At 71.1% G+C, this 14214-nt stretch carries 14 protein-coding genes; 8 read left to right on the plus strand and 6 right to left on the minus strand.

All coding sequences use genetic code 11. From position 1 onward, the window contains the following. Positions 1-93: 93 nt before the first annotated feature. Positions 94-1026 carry a citrulline utilization hydrolase CtlX gene (gene ctlX, locus Q0066_RS08245; RefSeq protein ID WP_298131893.1) on the minus strand — a complete coding sequence of 311 codons (933 nt, stop codon included), beginning with the start codon at positions 1024-1026 and terminating at the stop codon, positions 94-96. Positions 1027-1204: 178 nt separating this feature from the next. Between ctlX and Q0066_RS08250 the strand changes: the two genes are divergently transcribed. From Q0066_RS08250 to Q0066_RS08265, 4 genes are read left to right on the plus strand one after another with little or no spacing between them, the layout of a single operon-like run. Beyond that, positions 1205-2779, plus strand: a complete 1575-nt coding sequence (locus Q0066_RS08250) for a circularly permuted type 2 ATP-grasp protein (protein ID WP_298131895.1) — start codon at positions 1205-1207, stop codon at positions 2777-2779. After that, positions 2773-3705 (plus strand): alpha-E domain-containing protein, encoded by a 933-nt coding sequence (locus tag Q0066_RS08255; RefSeq protein WP_298131897.1) that lies wholly within the window; start codon positions 2773-2775, stop codon positions 3703-3705. The genes Q0066_RS08250 and Q0066_RS08255 overlap by 7 nt, the downstream gene beginning before the upstream one ends. Next, on the plus strand, positions 3702-4544 hold the full coding sequence (locus tag Q0066_RS08260) for a transglutaminase family protein (RefSeq protein ID WP_298131899.1): 843 nt from the start codon (positions 3702-3704) through the stop codon (positions 4542-4544). The genes Q0066_RS08255 and Q0066_RS08260 overlap by 4 nt, the downstream gene beginning before the upstream one ends. 29 nt (positions 4545-4573) lie before the next feature. Continuing rightward, entirely contained in the window at positions 4574-4945 is a 372-nt protein-coding gene (locus Q0066_RS08265) for a DUF1707 domain-containing protein (protein ID WP_298131900.1), read from the plus strand. Positions 4946-4994: 49 nt separating this feature from the next. Here Q0066_RS08265 and Q0066_RS08270 read toward each other — a convergent pair whose 3' ends face one another. Then, positions 4995-6326 (minus strand): FAD-dependent oxidoreductase, encoded by a 1332-nt coding sequence (locus tag Q0066_RS08270; RefSeq protein WP_298131902.1) that lies wholly within the window; start codon positions 6324-6326, stop codon positions 4995-4997. A gap of 31 nt (positions 6327-6357) precedes the next feature. Then, the gene (locus tag Q0066_RS08275; protein WP_298131904.1) at positions 6358-6882 is read right to left on the minus strand and encodes a DUF1697 domain-containing protein; all 525 of its coding nucleotides are present in this window, start codon (positions 6880-6882) and stop codon (positions 6358-6360) included. A gap of 330 nt (positions 6883-7212) precedes the next feature. On the opposite strand from Q0066_RS08275, the gene Q0066_RS08280 reads away from it, so the two are divergent. From Q0066_RS08280 to Q0066_RS08290, 3 genes are all read left to right on the plus strand, one after another. Continuing rightward, a complete protein-coding gene (locus Q0066_RS08280) occupies positions 7213-7623 on the plus strand; it encodes an SAV_6107 family HEPN domain-containing protein (protein ID WP_298131906.1) in 411 nt (136 codons plus the stop codon). Next, entirely contained in the window at positions 7620-8834 is a 1215-nt protein-coding gene (gene dinB, locus Q0066_RS08285) for a DNA polymerase IV (protein WP_298131907.1), read from the plus strand. Before Q0066_RS08280 ends, dinB begins: the two co-directional genes overlap by 4 nt. 97 nt (positions 8835-8931) lie before the next feature. Further along, positions 8932-9303, plus strand: a complete 372-nt coding sequence (locus tag Q0066_RS08290) for a DUF3040 domain-containing protein (RefSeq protein WP_298131909.1) — start codon at positions 8932-8934, stop codon at positions 9301-9303. Between the two features lie 23 nt (positions 9304-9326). On the opposite strand, the gene Q0066_RS08295 is transcribed toward Q0066_RS08290, so the two are convergent. The 3 genes from Q0066_RS08295 to Q0066_RS08305 are packed head-to-tail and all read right to left on the minus strand — an operon-like array spanning position 9327 to position 13638. Continuing rightward, a complete protein-coding gene (locus Q0066_RS08295; RefSeq protein WP_298131911.1) occupies positions 9327-11477 on the minus strand; it encodes a DUF3488 and transglutaminase-like domain-containing protein in 2151 nt (716 codons plus the stop codon). Continuing rightward, complete coding sequence (locus tag Q0066_RS08300) at positions 11474-12670, minus strand: DUF58 domain-containing protein (RefSeq protein WP_298131913.1); 1197 nt, start codon at positions 12668-12670, stop codon at positions 11474-11476. The genes Q0066_RS08295 and Q0066_RS08300 overlap by 4 nt, the downstream gene beginning before the upstream one ends. A gap of 2 nt (positions 12671-12672) precedes the next feature. Then, on the minus strand, positions 12673-13638 hold the full coding sequence (locus Q0066_RS08305; RefSeq protein ID WP_298131915.1) for a MoxR family ATPase: 966 nt from the start codon (positions 13636-13638) through the stop codon (positions 12673-12675). 142 nt (positions 13639-13780) lie between these two features. On the opposite strand from Q0066_RS08305, the gene mraZ reads away from it, so the two are divergent. Then, the gene (gene mraZ, locus Q0066_RS08310; RefSeq protein WP_298131917.1) at positions 13781-14209 is read left to right on the plus strand and encodes a division/cell wall cluster transcriptional repressor MraZ; all 429 of its coding nucleotides are present in this window, start codon (positions 13781-13783) and stop codon (positions 14207-14209) included. The last annotated feature ends 5 nt before the right edge of the window (positions 14210-14214 follow it).

The following is a 14214-nucleotide window of genomic DNA, read 5'->3' on the forward strand; positions in this document are numbered from 1 at the left end:
GTTTCGACAAGCTCAACCAACGGTGGTGAGGGTTTCGACAAGCTCAACCAACGGTGGTGAGGGTTTCGACAAGCTCAACCAACGGTCTCACTCTCAGCGCGGTGTGAGGTGCACCCCGGCGATCATGCAGCGCACCGACCCGCCGGCCCGCTCGATGGTGGGGATGTCCAGCGGCAGCAGCGTCGCGGATTCCTCGATGACCGCCCGCTGCGCGTCGGTGAGCGCCCCGGCGGCGCGCGCGGACAGCGCCAGCACCCGTCCGTTCGTCCCGGTCAGCTCGATGGTGTTGCCGGCGAAGTCCGCGACCTGGTCGAAGCTGAGTTCCAGCACCGCGCGTCCGCTGTCGGCGAGCCGCTGGGCCACCTGGTCGCGCCGCTTCGGTTCGCTGATCGCGTCCAGGCAGATCAGCACGTACTCCGAGGCGATGCCCATCATCACGTTGGTGTGGTAGACGGCGCGGCCGTCCGGGCCGGCGGTGGGGAAGGCCATCGGTTCGTAGCCGAACGCGGTGCAGAACCGCTCCAGGATGACCGGGTCGGCGCGGTGCGAGTTGGCCACGTAGGCCAGCCGCTCGGCGTGGTCGAGCACCATCGCCCCGGTGCCCTCCAGGAACAGGTCGTCGTACTCCAGGCCCGAGTAGTCGATCACCTCCTGCACCCGGTAGGTGCTCTTCAGCAGGTCGATCACGTCGGCGCGGCGTTCCCGGCGACGGTTCGGTGCGTACATCGGGTAGATCGCGATCCGTCCGCCGTGGTGGGTGGAGAACCAGTTGTTCGGGAAGACCGAATCCGGGGTGTCCAGTTGGCCGAAGTCGTCGAAGACGTGAACGGTGATGCCTGCCGCGCAGAGCTGGTCGACGGCCGAGTCGAACTCCTGCCTGGCCGCGGCGGCGATCGCGTCGGAGGCCAGTTCACCGGTGGGCAGGGTCTGGAACGCGTTGTCGGCCAGGGTCTGCGGATTCACCCGGAAACGGTGCGGACGCACCATCACCACGGCAGTCGGGGCCTGGACATTGCGGAAATTCATCGAAACCCTTCTGATCCGGCTGTCTGAGGGGCACGGTCCGGCCTCGGACCAGCGTCGCTGAGTCGGCCGGTGCGGACTGCCTGAACGCACCGGGACGTGAGAGCACCGTACCCGACCCGGCGGGACACACAGCACGAGTGATACCGCCGCGAAACATTTCGGCAATACTCTGAGCGACGTGAGCGCACTGTTCTCGGATTACCAGGCATCGGGGCCGGCTTTCGACGAGATGATCGCCGGCGACGGGAGCGTGCGGACGGCGTATTCGTCCGCGCTGCGCCAGCTCGGCAAGCTCGAAGCGGACGAGGTCCGCTCGCGGGCCGACTACCTGAAGAGCACCTACCTCGACCAGGGCGTCACCTTCGACATCGGTGGCGAGGAACGGCCCTTCCCGCTCGACATCGTGCCGCGGATCCTGCTCGCCGACGAGTGGGCGGTGGTCGAGGCCGGAGTCGCCCAGCGGGTCAAGGCGCTGGAGGCGTTCCTGGCCGACGTGTACAGCGACGGCAAGGTCTTCGACGACGGGGTGATCCCGCGCCGGGTGGTGGCCAGTTCGCCGCATTTCCACCGGGTGATGCACGGCATCGTGCCGCCCAACGGCGTCCGGGTGCACGTTTCGGGCATCGACCTGATCCGTGACAACGAGGGCACCTTCCGGGTGCTCGAGGACAACGTGCGGGTGCCGTCCGGGGTGTCGTACGTGATGACCAACCGGCGGGCGATGTTCTCGGCGCTGCCCGAGGTGACCAGCCGGCACCGGATCCGCCCGGTCGAGCAGTACCCGCTGCAGCTGCTGGCGGCGTTGCGGGCCGCCGCACCCAACGGCATCTCCGACCCCAACGTGGTGGTGCTCACCCCGGGCGTCTACAACTCGGCCTACTTCGAGCATGCGCTGCTGGCCCGGATGATGGGCGTCGAACTGGTCGAGGGCCGCGACCTGGTCTGCCAGGCCGGCCGGGTCCGGGTGCGCACCACCCAGGGGCTGCGCCCGGTGCACGTCATCTACCGTCGGCTGGACGACGAGTTCCTCGACCCGGCGACGTTCCGGGCCGACTCGATGCTGGGCTGCGCGGGCCTGATCAACGCCGTCCGGGCCGGCAACGTGACGCTGGCCAACTTCGTCGGCAACGGAGTTGCCGACGACAAGCTGGTCTACACCTACGTGCCCGACCTGATCCGCTACTACCTGAACGAGGAGCCGGTCATTCCCGGCGTCGACACCTGGCGGATGGAGGATCCGGACTCCCGCGAGGAGGTGCTGGACCGGTTGGACGAGCTGGTGCTGAAACCGGTGGACGGCTCCGGCGGCAAGGGCATCGTGATCGGCCCCGCCGCCAGCAGGCGCAAGCTCGACAAGCTGCGCGGCGAGGTGCTGGCGAACCCGCGCGGCTGGATCGCCCAGCCGGTGGTGCAGCTGTCCACCGTGCCCACCATGATCGAGGGCAGCATGCGGCCCCGGCACGTCGACCTGCGGCCGTTCGCGGTCAACAACGGCAGCAACATCTACGTGCTGCCCGGCGGCCTGACCAGGGTGGCGCTGCCCGAGGGCGAACTGATCGTGAACTCGTCCCAGGGCGGTGGCTCCAAGGACACCTGGGTGCTGGCCCGCGACGGCGTCCGGGCGCAACGGAAGCGGTCGAGGCCCAAGCCGGTGCCGATCGGCGTGCCACGGGTCGACATCGGTGAGGAAGGCGTCCAGCAGCAACAGGAGCAGCAGCAACAGCAGGGCCGGGGAACGGAGGCGTCATGCTGAGCCGGATCGCCGAGTCGCTGTTCTGGATCGGCCGCTACCTGGAGCGCGCCGAGTACACCTGCCGGATCGTCGAGGTGCACCTGCAGTTGCTGCTCGACGACCCGAGCGTCGACCAGGACGCCGCCGGGCAGTCGCTGCTGGAGGTGATGGGCTGCCCGCCTCCGGAGGGCAGCACCGCCGACGCCCAGTACGTGCTCACCGCGCTGTGCTACGACGCGGCCTCGCCGGCGTCCGTGGCGGCCGCGCTGGGTGGCGCCCGGGAATCGGCCCGCCGGGCCCGTGAGACCGTCTCGACCGAGATGTGGGAGGCGATCAACACCACCTGGAACTCGGTGCGCGGCGGACGGTTGCAGCGGATGCGTCCGGCCACCGCGTTCAAGCTGATCCGGGAGCGCTGCGCGGTCATCTCCGGCACCGCCGATTCGACGATGAGCCACGACGAGGGCTGGCGGTTCCTGGTGCTCGGCCGCTCCATCGAGCGCGCCGACATGACCGCCCGGCTGATCCAGTCGGCGTCCTTGACGTCGGGCTCGCAGAGCGCCTGGAACAACCTGCTCCGCGGCTGTGGCGCGCATCACGCCTTCCTGCGCACCTACGGCGGTGTCACCACCGACCGGGACGCCGCCGAGTTCCTGCTGCTCGACCGGCTGTTCCCGCGCTCGCTGGTGTTCACCCTGACCGCCGCCGAGGAGGCGCTGGCCGATCTCGGCCAGACCGAACGGCGGGCCGGCATCGAGGACGCCGCCCAGCGGCTGCTCGGCACCGCCCGGGCCGAGCTGGAGTACCGGCCGCCCGGCGAGGTGCTGCACGACCTGCCCAGCCGGATGGCCGACCTGCAGTGGGTGTGCAACCAGGCCAGCACGGCGATCAGCCAACGCTATTTCGAGGGCGCCACAGCCGCTGTGTGGCGGGGAGGCGAACAGTGACCAGGCAGATCCGGATCGTCCATCACACCGGCTACGCCTATCGCGAGCCGGTGCTCGGCTCGCACAACGAGGTCAGGATGACCCCGCGGGCCAGCCGCGAGCAGTGGGTGCTGTCGTCCCGCATCGACATTCAGCCGACGCCGTGGGTGCTCAGCTACCGCGACTACTGGGGCACCAAGGTGACCTCGTTCGAGATCCGCGAGCGGCATTCCCGGCTCGGGGTGACCTCCACCGCCACCGTCGAAGTGACTCGCGCCGGCGAGCAGGCGCCCGGCGCCAGTTGGGACGAGTTGCGCGACCCCGGGCTCGAGGACCGGATGGTCGAGATGCTGACGCTCACCGACCACATCGACCCGGGCTCCGAGCTGCGTGACTTCGCCGCGGGTGTCGCCCGCGAGGCCAGTCCGGCTGAGACGGTCGCCGCGGTCGCGGCGACGATCCGGGAACGGGTGGACTATGTGCCCGGCGTCACCCACGTCCGGACCAGCTCGCGCGATGTCTGGAAGGCCCGGGCGGGCGTCTGCCAGGACATGGTGCACGTCGCGCTCGGCGCGCTGCGCAGCGTCGGCATCCCGGCCCGCTACGTGTCGGGCTACCTGATGCCGGCCGCTGATCCGGTGCTCGGCGAGGTTCGCAAGGCCGAGTCGCACGCCTGGCTGCAGTACTGGGACGGCGCCTGGGTCGGGCTGGACCCGACCAATGATTCGGCACCTGGCGAGTTCCACGTCGAGGTCGGCATCGGACGCGACTACTCCGACGTGCCGCCGCTGCGCGGCATCTACTCCGGCGCCGCCGAATCGGAGATGTACGTCGAGGTCGAGATGACGGTGCTCGCCTGAGCGCTGCGTCGTCCGGCTAGCCTGGGTGGGTGGACAACCTGCCGATCTCGTCGAAGTACCGTTCGCGGCCGCTGGATCCGCTGACCGACGGCGAGCGCGAGGAACTGGCCGGACGGCTGAACGAGGAGTTCGCCCGCGGCGGGATCGACACCGATGACTACCGGGCGATGCTCGACCGGGTGTTCGCCGCCCGCACCCTGGGTGATGTCGCGGACGTGGTCTCCGCCCTGCCGGCCAAGGACACCTTCGCGGTGCCGTCCGTGATCGAGCAGGGGAGTGTGGCGCCCGGCGAGCTGGTTCCGGCCAAGAGCGCCGGCAACCGCGGCGCGATCATGCTGGCCGCCGGTCTCGGCACCGGCATCGCGGTGGCGATCCTGCTGCTGGTGCTGCTCCTGCTCTGATCGACGCCGCACCGCCGGCACCGGCCTCGACAAGCTCGAACCAGCGGTGTCAGCGGACCTTGACCGCCTTGTTGGTCGGACGGATGTCGGCACCGGTGAGGTTCTCGTGGGTGACGTAGGTGGCCAGCGCCGCCGACAGCAGTTGTGCCCACGGATCGTTGCCGCCCCGGCTGGACGCGCTCGCCAGCGTGACCGTCGGGGTCTCCGGGCGCAGCGGCGGCTGCCGCAGCCAGGTGCGGGGCGAGGTCCAGCGGGTGCCGAACGACGGATCGGGCGTGCCGGCGGTGTGGTCGTGGATGATCACCTGCCCGGCCTGGCCGGGAAGCCGGTACTCCACTTTGACCCCGGTCGAGGTGTGCTGGACGTGTTCGGTGACCATGTCGTCCGAGCGGTTTCCCGCGACAGCGGATAAGGATCCGGATCGGGCTTGGTCAGCCAGGCCCGATCCGGATCCTTGTTCGGCGATCTCCGCCGGCGCGGGCATCACGGTGATTCGGGGGGCCAGGGCGGGCCGGGTCCAGGCGGTGCGACGACGCAGCGTCGGCTCACCGCCGGTCAGCCGCAGATACTCCCAGGGGTTGACCGTCGCGACGATCGCATCGACCGCGACCGTGCCGGACGCGGTGGTCAGGGTGCCTTCGGCGAGTGCGGTCACCGGTTCCCCGGTGTGCACCTCGACCCGGCGCAACGCCAGGCGTGCGGTCAGCAGGTCGATCAGCTCGGTGGCCGGCACCGGTGCACCGTCGCGGGTGAGCTGCCAGCGGCCGAAGGTGCGCTCCAGCGCCAGCCGGACGGCGACGAACTCCGGGGCTCGCTCCGGCCGTGACCCGATCCGCCAGGCCGTCGAGCGCAGCAGGGCCGCCGCCTGCGGGTGGCCGAAGCGGCGGGCCATCCGGGCCAGGCTGTGGTTCAGGCCGAGAGCCTGACGGCGCCGCGGGGTCAACGCGGCGTCGGTGAACTCGTCCTCGAGCCCGAGCCGGCGCAGCAGTTGCCAGCGTTCGTCGAGATCGTCCAGCAGGTCCCGCCAGCGGGCGGCCGCGGGCGTGCCCCAGGCTTCGCTCAACACCGCCCATTGGTCGCCCCGGTCGGCCGGCAGCGTCAGCGAACTCCCGTCGGCGAAATGATGGACGGCGGGCGTTGCCGGCACCAGCGCGTGCCCGCTGCGGGCCAGTTCGGCATCGAACGGACGCCCCGACTTGCGGAACAGGTCACGCCACGGCGCCGGGAAGGTGAACACCGGTGGCAGGGCACCGGACTCGGCCCAGCGTCCGCCCAGCCGGTCACCGGCCTCGAACAACAGCACCTGGTGGCCGGCCTTCGCCAACCGGGCCGCCGCCGCCATGCCGGCCAGCGAACCGCCGACCACCCCGATCGTGCTCACGCCAGGCTCCCGGACGCCGCCCGCAGCGGCATCAGGCCGCCAGTTCGATCAGCTTGCGGACGGTGTTGAGGTTGCGCGCGGTACCGGCCACGGCCAGGGCGCGGCCCAGGGCGGCGTCCTTCAGCTGTGCTCGTCCGGCGCCGTTCGCGTAGCGCAGGTGCAGTTCCCGGCCGAGGACCGCCCAGCGGTCGTCACCGGTCTCGACCTCGCCGGCCTTGGCGATCGCCGCGGCGGTGGGTGCCGCGGTGAGGAAGCTGATGTAGGAGTACTTCGGCTCGATGATCTCGAACGGGTGGGCCTCCAGCGCGGCGATCACCTCGTCGCGGGACCGGCTGATCACCTCGCGGAAGAAGCCGAACTTCTCCTCCACGGCACGCTCCAGTGCCCGCTCGAACGCCTCGTCGTCGTCGGGCGGGGTGCACACCATGTTGCCGGAGGCGATGTAGGTGGACACGTCGCGAGCGCCCAGCGACTCCGCGAGTTCCCGCCACTGCGCCATCGGCAGCTTGCCGGTGCCGCCGACGTTGACCGCCCTGATCAGCAGGATGCGCTTCATGGCGTCACCTTAGAGGTTCCGCAGGTGGGGGCCGGCCAGCCGACATACGCCCTGCCTGCGGACCCCTTGGTGCTGCCCGACGGGCGTCCCCGGAGAACCTCCGTCGCACAGCACCGGTGCGACGCCCGGGTTTTCTGTCGGTGCCCGCTGTCAGGCTTGACGTGTTCCGGCACTGGAGAGCTATGCTGGAGCGACATCGAACAAACGTTCGATAATGAGTCAGGGGGAGGGCTCGCAACTCCCTGGTGCGGACGGACCTCGACCCCCGTCCGCACCGGGGATCGCGGCTCCTTTCCGGCCGAACGACGTGGTGACCGAGGGGAGGACTTCGTGCGCGCAATCGACGAGCGTGAGGATTCCCGGTCGGGCGTCCCGGTTCTGGCGGCGGCGACTGCGGCATTGACCGAGGCGGAATGCGCCGAACGGCCGTCCGACCGGTTCCTGCTGGCCCACCTGGCCGCACTGCGGGTGGCGGCCGTGGTGCTCGCCTGCCGCACCGTCGGCAGGGCATCGACTCGTCCGCAGAACGTCTGGCAGGTGCTCGCCCGGACCGCCCCGGAGTATGCCGAGTGGGCCGGCTTCTTCGCCGCGCTGGCGCCGAAATGCGAGGCAGTGCGTTCCGGGGCAGTGGCCGTGATCAGCGCGCGCGAGGCCGATGACCTGCTCCGCGACGTCGGCATCTTCCTCGACCGGGTGGCCCGTCGGCTGGGCCGGTCGTTGTCGCGACAAGACGTGTCATGACCGTGACCGCCTCACCGGCGGTCGATCCGCGGGTGATCATGCACGTCGACATGGACGCCTTCTACGCCTCGGTCGAGCTGCGTCGCCGCCCTGACCTGGCCGGGCTGCCGGTCTACGTCGGCGGGGCCCACCGGGGTGTGGTGCTGAGCGCCAACTACCGGGCGCGCGCCTTCGGCATCGTCGGTGGCATGCCCTCGGCGCGGGCCCGCCGGCTGTGCCCGCAGGCGGTGGCGGTCCCTCCTGACTTCGATGCCTACACCGAGGTGTCGGCGGGCATCGGCGCTGTCTTCGAATCGGTCACCGCGCAGGTCGAGATGGCGTCCATCGACGAGGCCTATCTCGACGTCACCGGCAGCCTGCGGGCGTTCGGTTCGGCGCGGGCGCTCGGCGAATATCTGCGGGCACTGGTGGCCGATGAGCAGGGCATCACCTGTTCGGTCGGCATCGGCCGCACCAAGTTCGTCGCCAAGGTCGCCTCGTCCCAGGCCAAGCCCGACGGGCTGATCGAGGTGCCGCCGGGCGGCGAGGCCGCGTTCCTGCATCCGCTTCCGATCGAGCGGATCTGGGGTGTGGGTGAGTCCACCGCCACCCGGCTGCATCGGCTCGGCATCACTTCAGTAGCCGACCTGGCCGGTACCCCGGTCGGCACCCTGCAGCGCACCTTCGGTCGTCATCAGGGAGCGCTGCTGGCCGAACTCGCCTGGGGACGGGACTCCCGCCGGGTGATCGCCCGGCCCGGTGAGCGCGGGGTGGGCTGCCAGCACACCTTCGCCCACGACATCGCCGACCCTGCGCAGCTGCGCGCCGAACTGCTGCGGGTCTGTGCCACGGTGGCCCGGCGGATGCGCCGGGCCGGGGTGCTCGGCCGAGTGCTCACCGTCACCATCCGGTTCGCCGATTTCCGCACCACCTCGCGCTCGGCGACACTGACCGGCCTCACCGACCGTACCGACGAGCTGCACGCTCAGGCGGTCGCGCTGTTCGGTCGGATCGGCCGCTCCGACGCCAGGGTCCGTCGGGTCGGCGTCCGGGTGCAGGGCTTGGTCGAGGCCGGCCGGGCGTACTGTCAGCCGGCGCTGGGCGACCCGGAGCGTGGCTGGCGCGAGGCCGAGCTGGCGATGGACGCGGTGCGCGCCAAATTCGGTGCGCGTTGCTTGGAACGTGCGGTGCTGACCCGGCGCGACGCGACGGAATCCACCCCTTCGGGGTGAGCCGTTTTCGAACTTTGTTCCGTTTGGTGGGTCGCCAGCCTAGACTTGCTTTGCGGCTCAGCCGTGCGTGCTCCATTGAACCCGAAGGGAGGTTGGCATGGCTCTCTCAGAGGACGAACAGCGACTCCTTTCGCAGCTGGAGGAGGCTCTGGCAGCCGAGGATCCCAAGCTGGCCAGTACTCTGCGCGGTACCACGACCCGGCGGCTGCATCGTCGTCGAGCCGCGTTGGCCGGCGTCGGTTTCCTGATCGGCATCGGGTGCCTGATCGGTGGCATGCAGTTGAGCCCGGCGCTGAGCATCGTCGGCTTCGTCATCATGCTCGCCGCGACCGTGGTCGCGATCACCTCGTGGCGCCACGTCGGCGAAACCGCAGCCGCGCACCCGTCGAGCCGCTCGCCGCAGGGTGAGAAGGCGTTCATGGACAAGATGGAAGAGCGTTGGCGCCGTCGCCAGGACGAGGGCCAGTAACCCTCCCGTTCGGCTATCCCCAGCTATCCGCGCCAGTGCAGGCGCCGCCACAGTGACCGTGGCAGCAGTTCCCGCCCCCACTTCCGTGGACGGCTGACGCCTGCAGCGAGGCCGCTGCGCACCGCCGCCACGTCCGCACCGAGTTCGCCCAGTTCGCCCAGATCCTCCGCGTAGCGGGCCCGCTCGACCTGCAGGCTCACCCGCCGCAGCGCGGCACCCGCGTCGGGGGGCAATCCGTCGGCGAGCGTCGTGCCGATCTGTCGCGGTGAGCCGGCCGGCCATTGCCGTCCGGCGTCCCAGACGCTGTCCCTGATCTCGTCCCAGGCGCCGGTCACTGCCGCGCGCGGCGTCCGGGCCGCCAACCGCAGCGTGCGTCGCCGACGACGCAGCAGCGTCGGCGTGACCGCCGCCGCGCCGGCGAGCAGTGCACCGCCGGCCCAGCCCAGCCAGCCGAGGTCAAGCCCGGCCGTCGGGTCGGTGGGTGCCGCCTCGGGCTCGGGCGCTTCCGGCTCCACGCTCGGCTCGGGCTCCTCGCTCGGAGTGGCGGAGGCCGACGGCGTCGCCGAATGGGTCGGCCGAGTCGTCTGCGTGCCCGTCGCATAGTCGGGTGGCTCGGCGACCGCCGGCGTCGGCTCGAAGGCGACCCAGCCCAGACCCTCCAGGTACAGCTCGGGCCAGGCGTGCATGTCGCGGATCGACACATCCCAGGCGTCCCCGGCGCGCTCACCGGGCAGGAAGCCGACGGCCACCCGCGCCGGGATGCCGACGGTGCGGGCGAGCACGGCCATCGAGGTGGCGAACTGCTCGCAATAGCCACGGCGATCGTCGAAGAGGAACCGGGTGAGGGCGTCGTAGCCCGAGCCGGGTGCGGGATCCAGGCTGTAGCTGAAGGCGGGCGAGCGCAACCAGTCCTGGATCAGTTGGGCACTCTGCCCGTCGGTGGTCGCCCGCCGGGTGATCTCCTCGGCCAGGGTACGGATCCGGACCGGCAGGTCGGCGGGCACCGCGGCGGTTACCCCGCGGTCGTTGGGATCGCCCGCTCCCGCGGCGGCCACCTGCTGCGCGGTCGGCGCCACATCGACGATGGTGGCCTGATAATGCAGGCCATTGGTGGCGGCGTCGCGTCCGTCGCCGGTCGCCAGCACGCTCAGCGAGAGCGGGTCGTGCCGCCAACTCCCGGACGCCGTGAACTCCGCCGGCGCGTACGGCAGCGGCAGCCATTGGGAGTTGAAGTCGGTGATGCTGACGTCGACCTGGAAGCGCGGACGTCCGGCCGTCACCCCGGGCGGGGCCGGCAGCGGTCCGGAGAACAGGTCGATCGGCTCGAGGTGGAAGCCGGTCGCGTCGAAGGCGGGCAGCGAGGTGAGCCGCAACCGGGTGCCGTCGCCGCTGCTGGTGGTGTAGCTGAGCACCCGCCGGTCCACCGGGAGTTGCAGGTTGCGGCGCAGGTCGAGCGACGGGTCACCCATCTGCACCGGGCCCTGGCCGGTGAACGGCGCCGTCTTGCCCGGATTCAGTCCCGGGGTCACCAGGCCGGCCAGCAGTGCGGACGGGGTGGCGACCAGCAGGCAGACCAGGCCGCCGGTCAGCAGGCCCCAGCCGGTCCTGGCGGACGCCGCCGACCGGGGCATCCGTCCGGACGTGTCGGCCAACAGCACCAGCAGATAGCCGACGGCTGGCCAGAGCAGCGCGCCGAACGGAACCAATGCCGGCAGCGCCAACGCGGTGAGCAGGTAGGGAATGCCGAGCGGCAGCAGGGTCCAGGCCGCCTGCCGATGGGTCACCGCGAGCTGATCGGCGAGGAAGGCGAGCACGCCGATGGCACTGGTGGTGATCAGCCGGACGCCGAGGTTGGGCCCCATCGGCGCCGACGAGGCCGCCACCCAATGCACGCCGTCGGACAGCACGGCGGGCAGTGCGAACGGGTTGGTCAGCCCGGCGTTGAGGGCCAGTCCGGCCAGCGCCAGGACGCCGAGGGAGGCCTGCGCCAGCCCGGCCACCGAGTCGTTGCGCAAGCTCCGGCGGGCGACGATCCCGGCGGCGCCGATCACCGCGATCAGCAGCACGCAGTCGAGGAACAGCCCTCTGTCGGAAGTGATCGGAGCGAGCGTGGTGAGGGCCAGCGCCATCGCGATCGCGACCGCGGCGCCGGTCCGGTCCGAGGCCCGGATCATCGCGGCACCTCGTCGGCCAGGGCTGTCCAGGCCTGCGGGATCCCGCCGGCGGCCGCGTCCCGGACGACCCGCCAGCCGTTGGCCAGCAGGATGTCAGCCGGGTCGTCGGGGTCGGGCTCGGTGGGTTGCAGCAGGATCGCCCGGCACAGTGCGCCGTGCCGCCGCAGGGTGGTGAGCGCCAGCGCATCGGCGCGGGAGAGCCGTCCGATGATCGCGATCAGCAACTCGGCCCGGCCGCCGCTGTCCGAGCGCAACGCGTCGGCCAAGTCCCCGGCATCGGTCAGCGTGCTGTCGGTCAGGTGATCGAGCAGGCTTTCCCGGGTGGCGTCCCCGGCCACCGTCAGCCGGCGTCCGTCGGTCTCGCTGAGCGTGACGTCGTAGCCGGCGTCGATCAGGTGCGCACCGACCGAAGCGGCCGCCGACACCGCCCACTCGAAGCTGGACGCCGGCCCCGCACCGACATGCCCGGTGCTGCGGTTGTCCAGCAGGATCAGCGCGCTGGGCTCCCAGGCGTGCTCCTCGCGGCGCACCATCAGCGTCCCGGTGTGGGCGGTGGAGGGCCAGTGGATGCGACGGAGCTCGTCTCGCGGCCGATACTCGCGGATCAGCGCGTCATCGGGGCCCAGCACGCTGCTGCGGCGTTGCGTCGCCTCGCCGACCAGGCCGGTGCCCGCCCCTGCTGTGGTCGCGCCGAGCGGATGGACGGCGGGCGTCACGGTGAGCAGGTTGCGGCCGCCCAGCCGGCGGCGGGAGCTGGCCAGCCCGAGCGGATCGAGCGTCGTCGACCGGCACGGTCCGATCCGGTACCGGCCACGCAGGAAGGTGCCCAGGCTGTAGTGCAGCTCGGTCTCCAGATGCCCCCAGCCGGACGGCACCGGCAACACCGGCGCACCGGCCAGCCCCGGCGGCACCGCGTCCTCGAGATATCCCCAGGCGCCGAGCCCGATGCCGTCCCGGCTCAGGTCGAGCCGGACCGGCACCGAGGCGCCGGCCGCCACCCGGTCGGTCGACAGTCGGCGCCGCAGCCAGGCGCGCCGCGCCGACAGCCAGACCAGCAGGGTCGACGCGGCCACCAGGCCGAGCAGCAGGCCGGCCGGCCAGGCCAGCGGACGCAGTCCGGTCACGCCCGCGGCGATCAACAGGACCACCGCCGCGGTGACCAGGCCCAGGCCGCGCGCGGTCAGCCGGACCATCGTCAGTCGCGGTCGGGGACGCCGACACCGTCGACCGCGGCCCGCACCACGTCGTCGGCGCTCCGTCCGGCCAGTTGGGCGGCCGGGCTGAGCAGGATGCGGTGCGCCAGCGCCGGTGCGGCGAGCGCCTGGATGTCGTCGGGAATCACGTAATTGCGCCCCTGCAGCACGGCCCGGGCCCGGCTGGCCCGCAGCAGCTGCAGGCCGGCGCGCGGTGAACCGCCGAGCCGGACGTCGGGGCTGGTCCGGGTCGCTTCCAGGATCGCCACCAGATAGTCCTTGATCGCGGTGTGGACGAAGACCGCACGCACTGCGTCGGTGAGCGCGGCCACGGTGTCGGCGTCGGTGACCGGCTGCAACTCGCCCAGCGGATCACCGCCGCCGTGGTGGTCGAGCATCGCGATCTCGGCGGCCCGTACCGGGTAGCCGATCGAGATCCGCAGGCTGAACCGGTCGCGCTGCGCCTCGGGCAGCGGATAGGTGCCTTCCATCTCGACCGGGTTCTGGGTGGCGACCACCAGGAACGGGTGCGGCAGCGGATGGGTGACGCCGTCGACGGTGACCTGGTGTTCCTCCATCGCCTCGAGCAGCGCCGACTGGGTCTTGGGGGAGGCCCGGTTGATCTCGTCGCCGATCACCACGTTGGCGAACACGCCGCCCGGTTTGAACTCGAAGACCCGGTGCTCGGCGTTGAAGATCGACACCCCGGTGATGTCGCTGGGCAGCAGGTCGGGGGTGAACTGGATGCGCTGCGCGGTGCCCCCGATGGCCCGGGCCAGCGCCTTGGCGAGCATCGTCTTGCCGACGCCCGGGACGTCCTCGATCAACAGGTGACCCGACGAGAACAGCGCCACCAGGGCGAGTTCCACGGCTTCGGGTTTCCCTTCGATCACGCTCTGCACCGCGGTGCGGATGTCGTCGGCGACAGCGCGCAGGTCGTCGACCTGGCTCGCTGGGCTGCGTTCCACGAATTCCCCCTCTGGCCTCGGCGCTGCGGCCACCCTACCGGGCGTCTCCGACGCACCGACGGGCGCGCACTGATACCTCAGTGGAGGAAAGTGGAGTACAGTGGCGCCAAGTGGAGGACAGAGTCGAGGGGGTGGGTCCCAGATGTTCTTGGGAACCCACACGCCGAAGCTCGATGACAAAGGTCGTTTCTTCCTCCCCGCGAAGTTCCGCGAGGAACTGAACGGGGGCCTGGTCATCACCAGGCAGCCTGACCGCTGCCTGGCGATCTTCACCCCAGCCGCCTACCAGGCGGCTGCCGATCGGATGATCGCGGGATCGTCCAGCCTGGCGAAGGTGCGCTCGGTGCAGCGGATGTTCGCCTCCGGTGCGGATTCGTCCACACCGGACAGCCAAGGCCGGATCACCGTGCCGGAGCACCTGCGGAACTACGCGGGCCTGCGTCGGGAGATCGTCGTGATCGGCGCCTTGGACCACATCGAGGTGTGGGACGCGGAGACTTGGGCCTCCTACGCCGCGGCGCAGGAGGAGGCCTTCGCACAAATGGACGAAGAGGTATTCGGAGCGGGGTAACCCGC

The organism is Micropruina sp., assembly GCF_027492755.1.
GTDB lineage: Bacteria > Actinomycetota > Actinomycetes > Propionibacteriales > Propionibacteriaceae > Micropruina.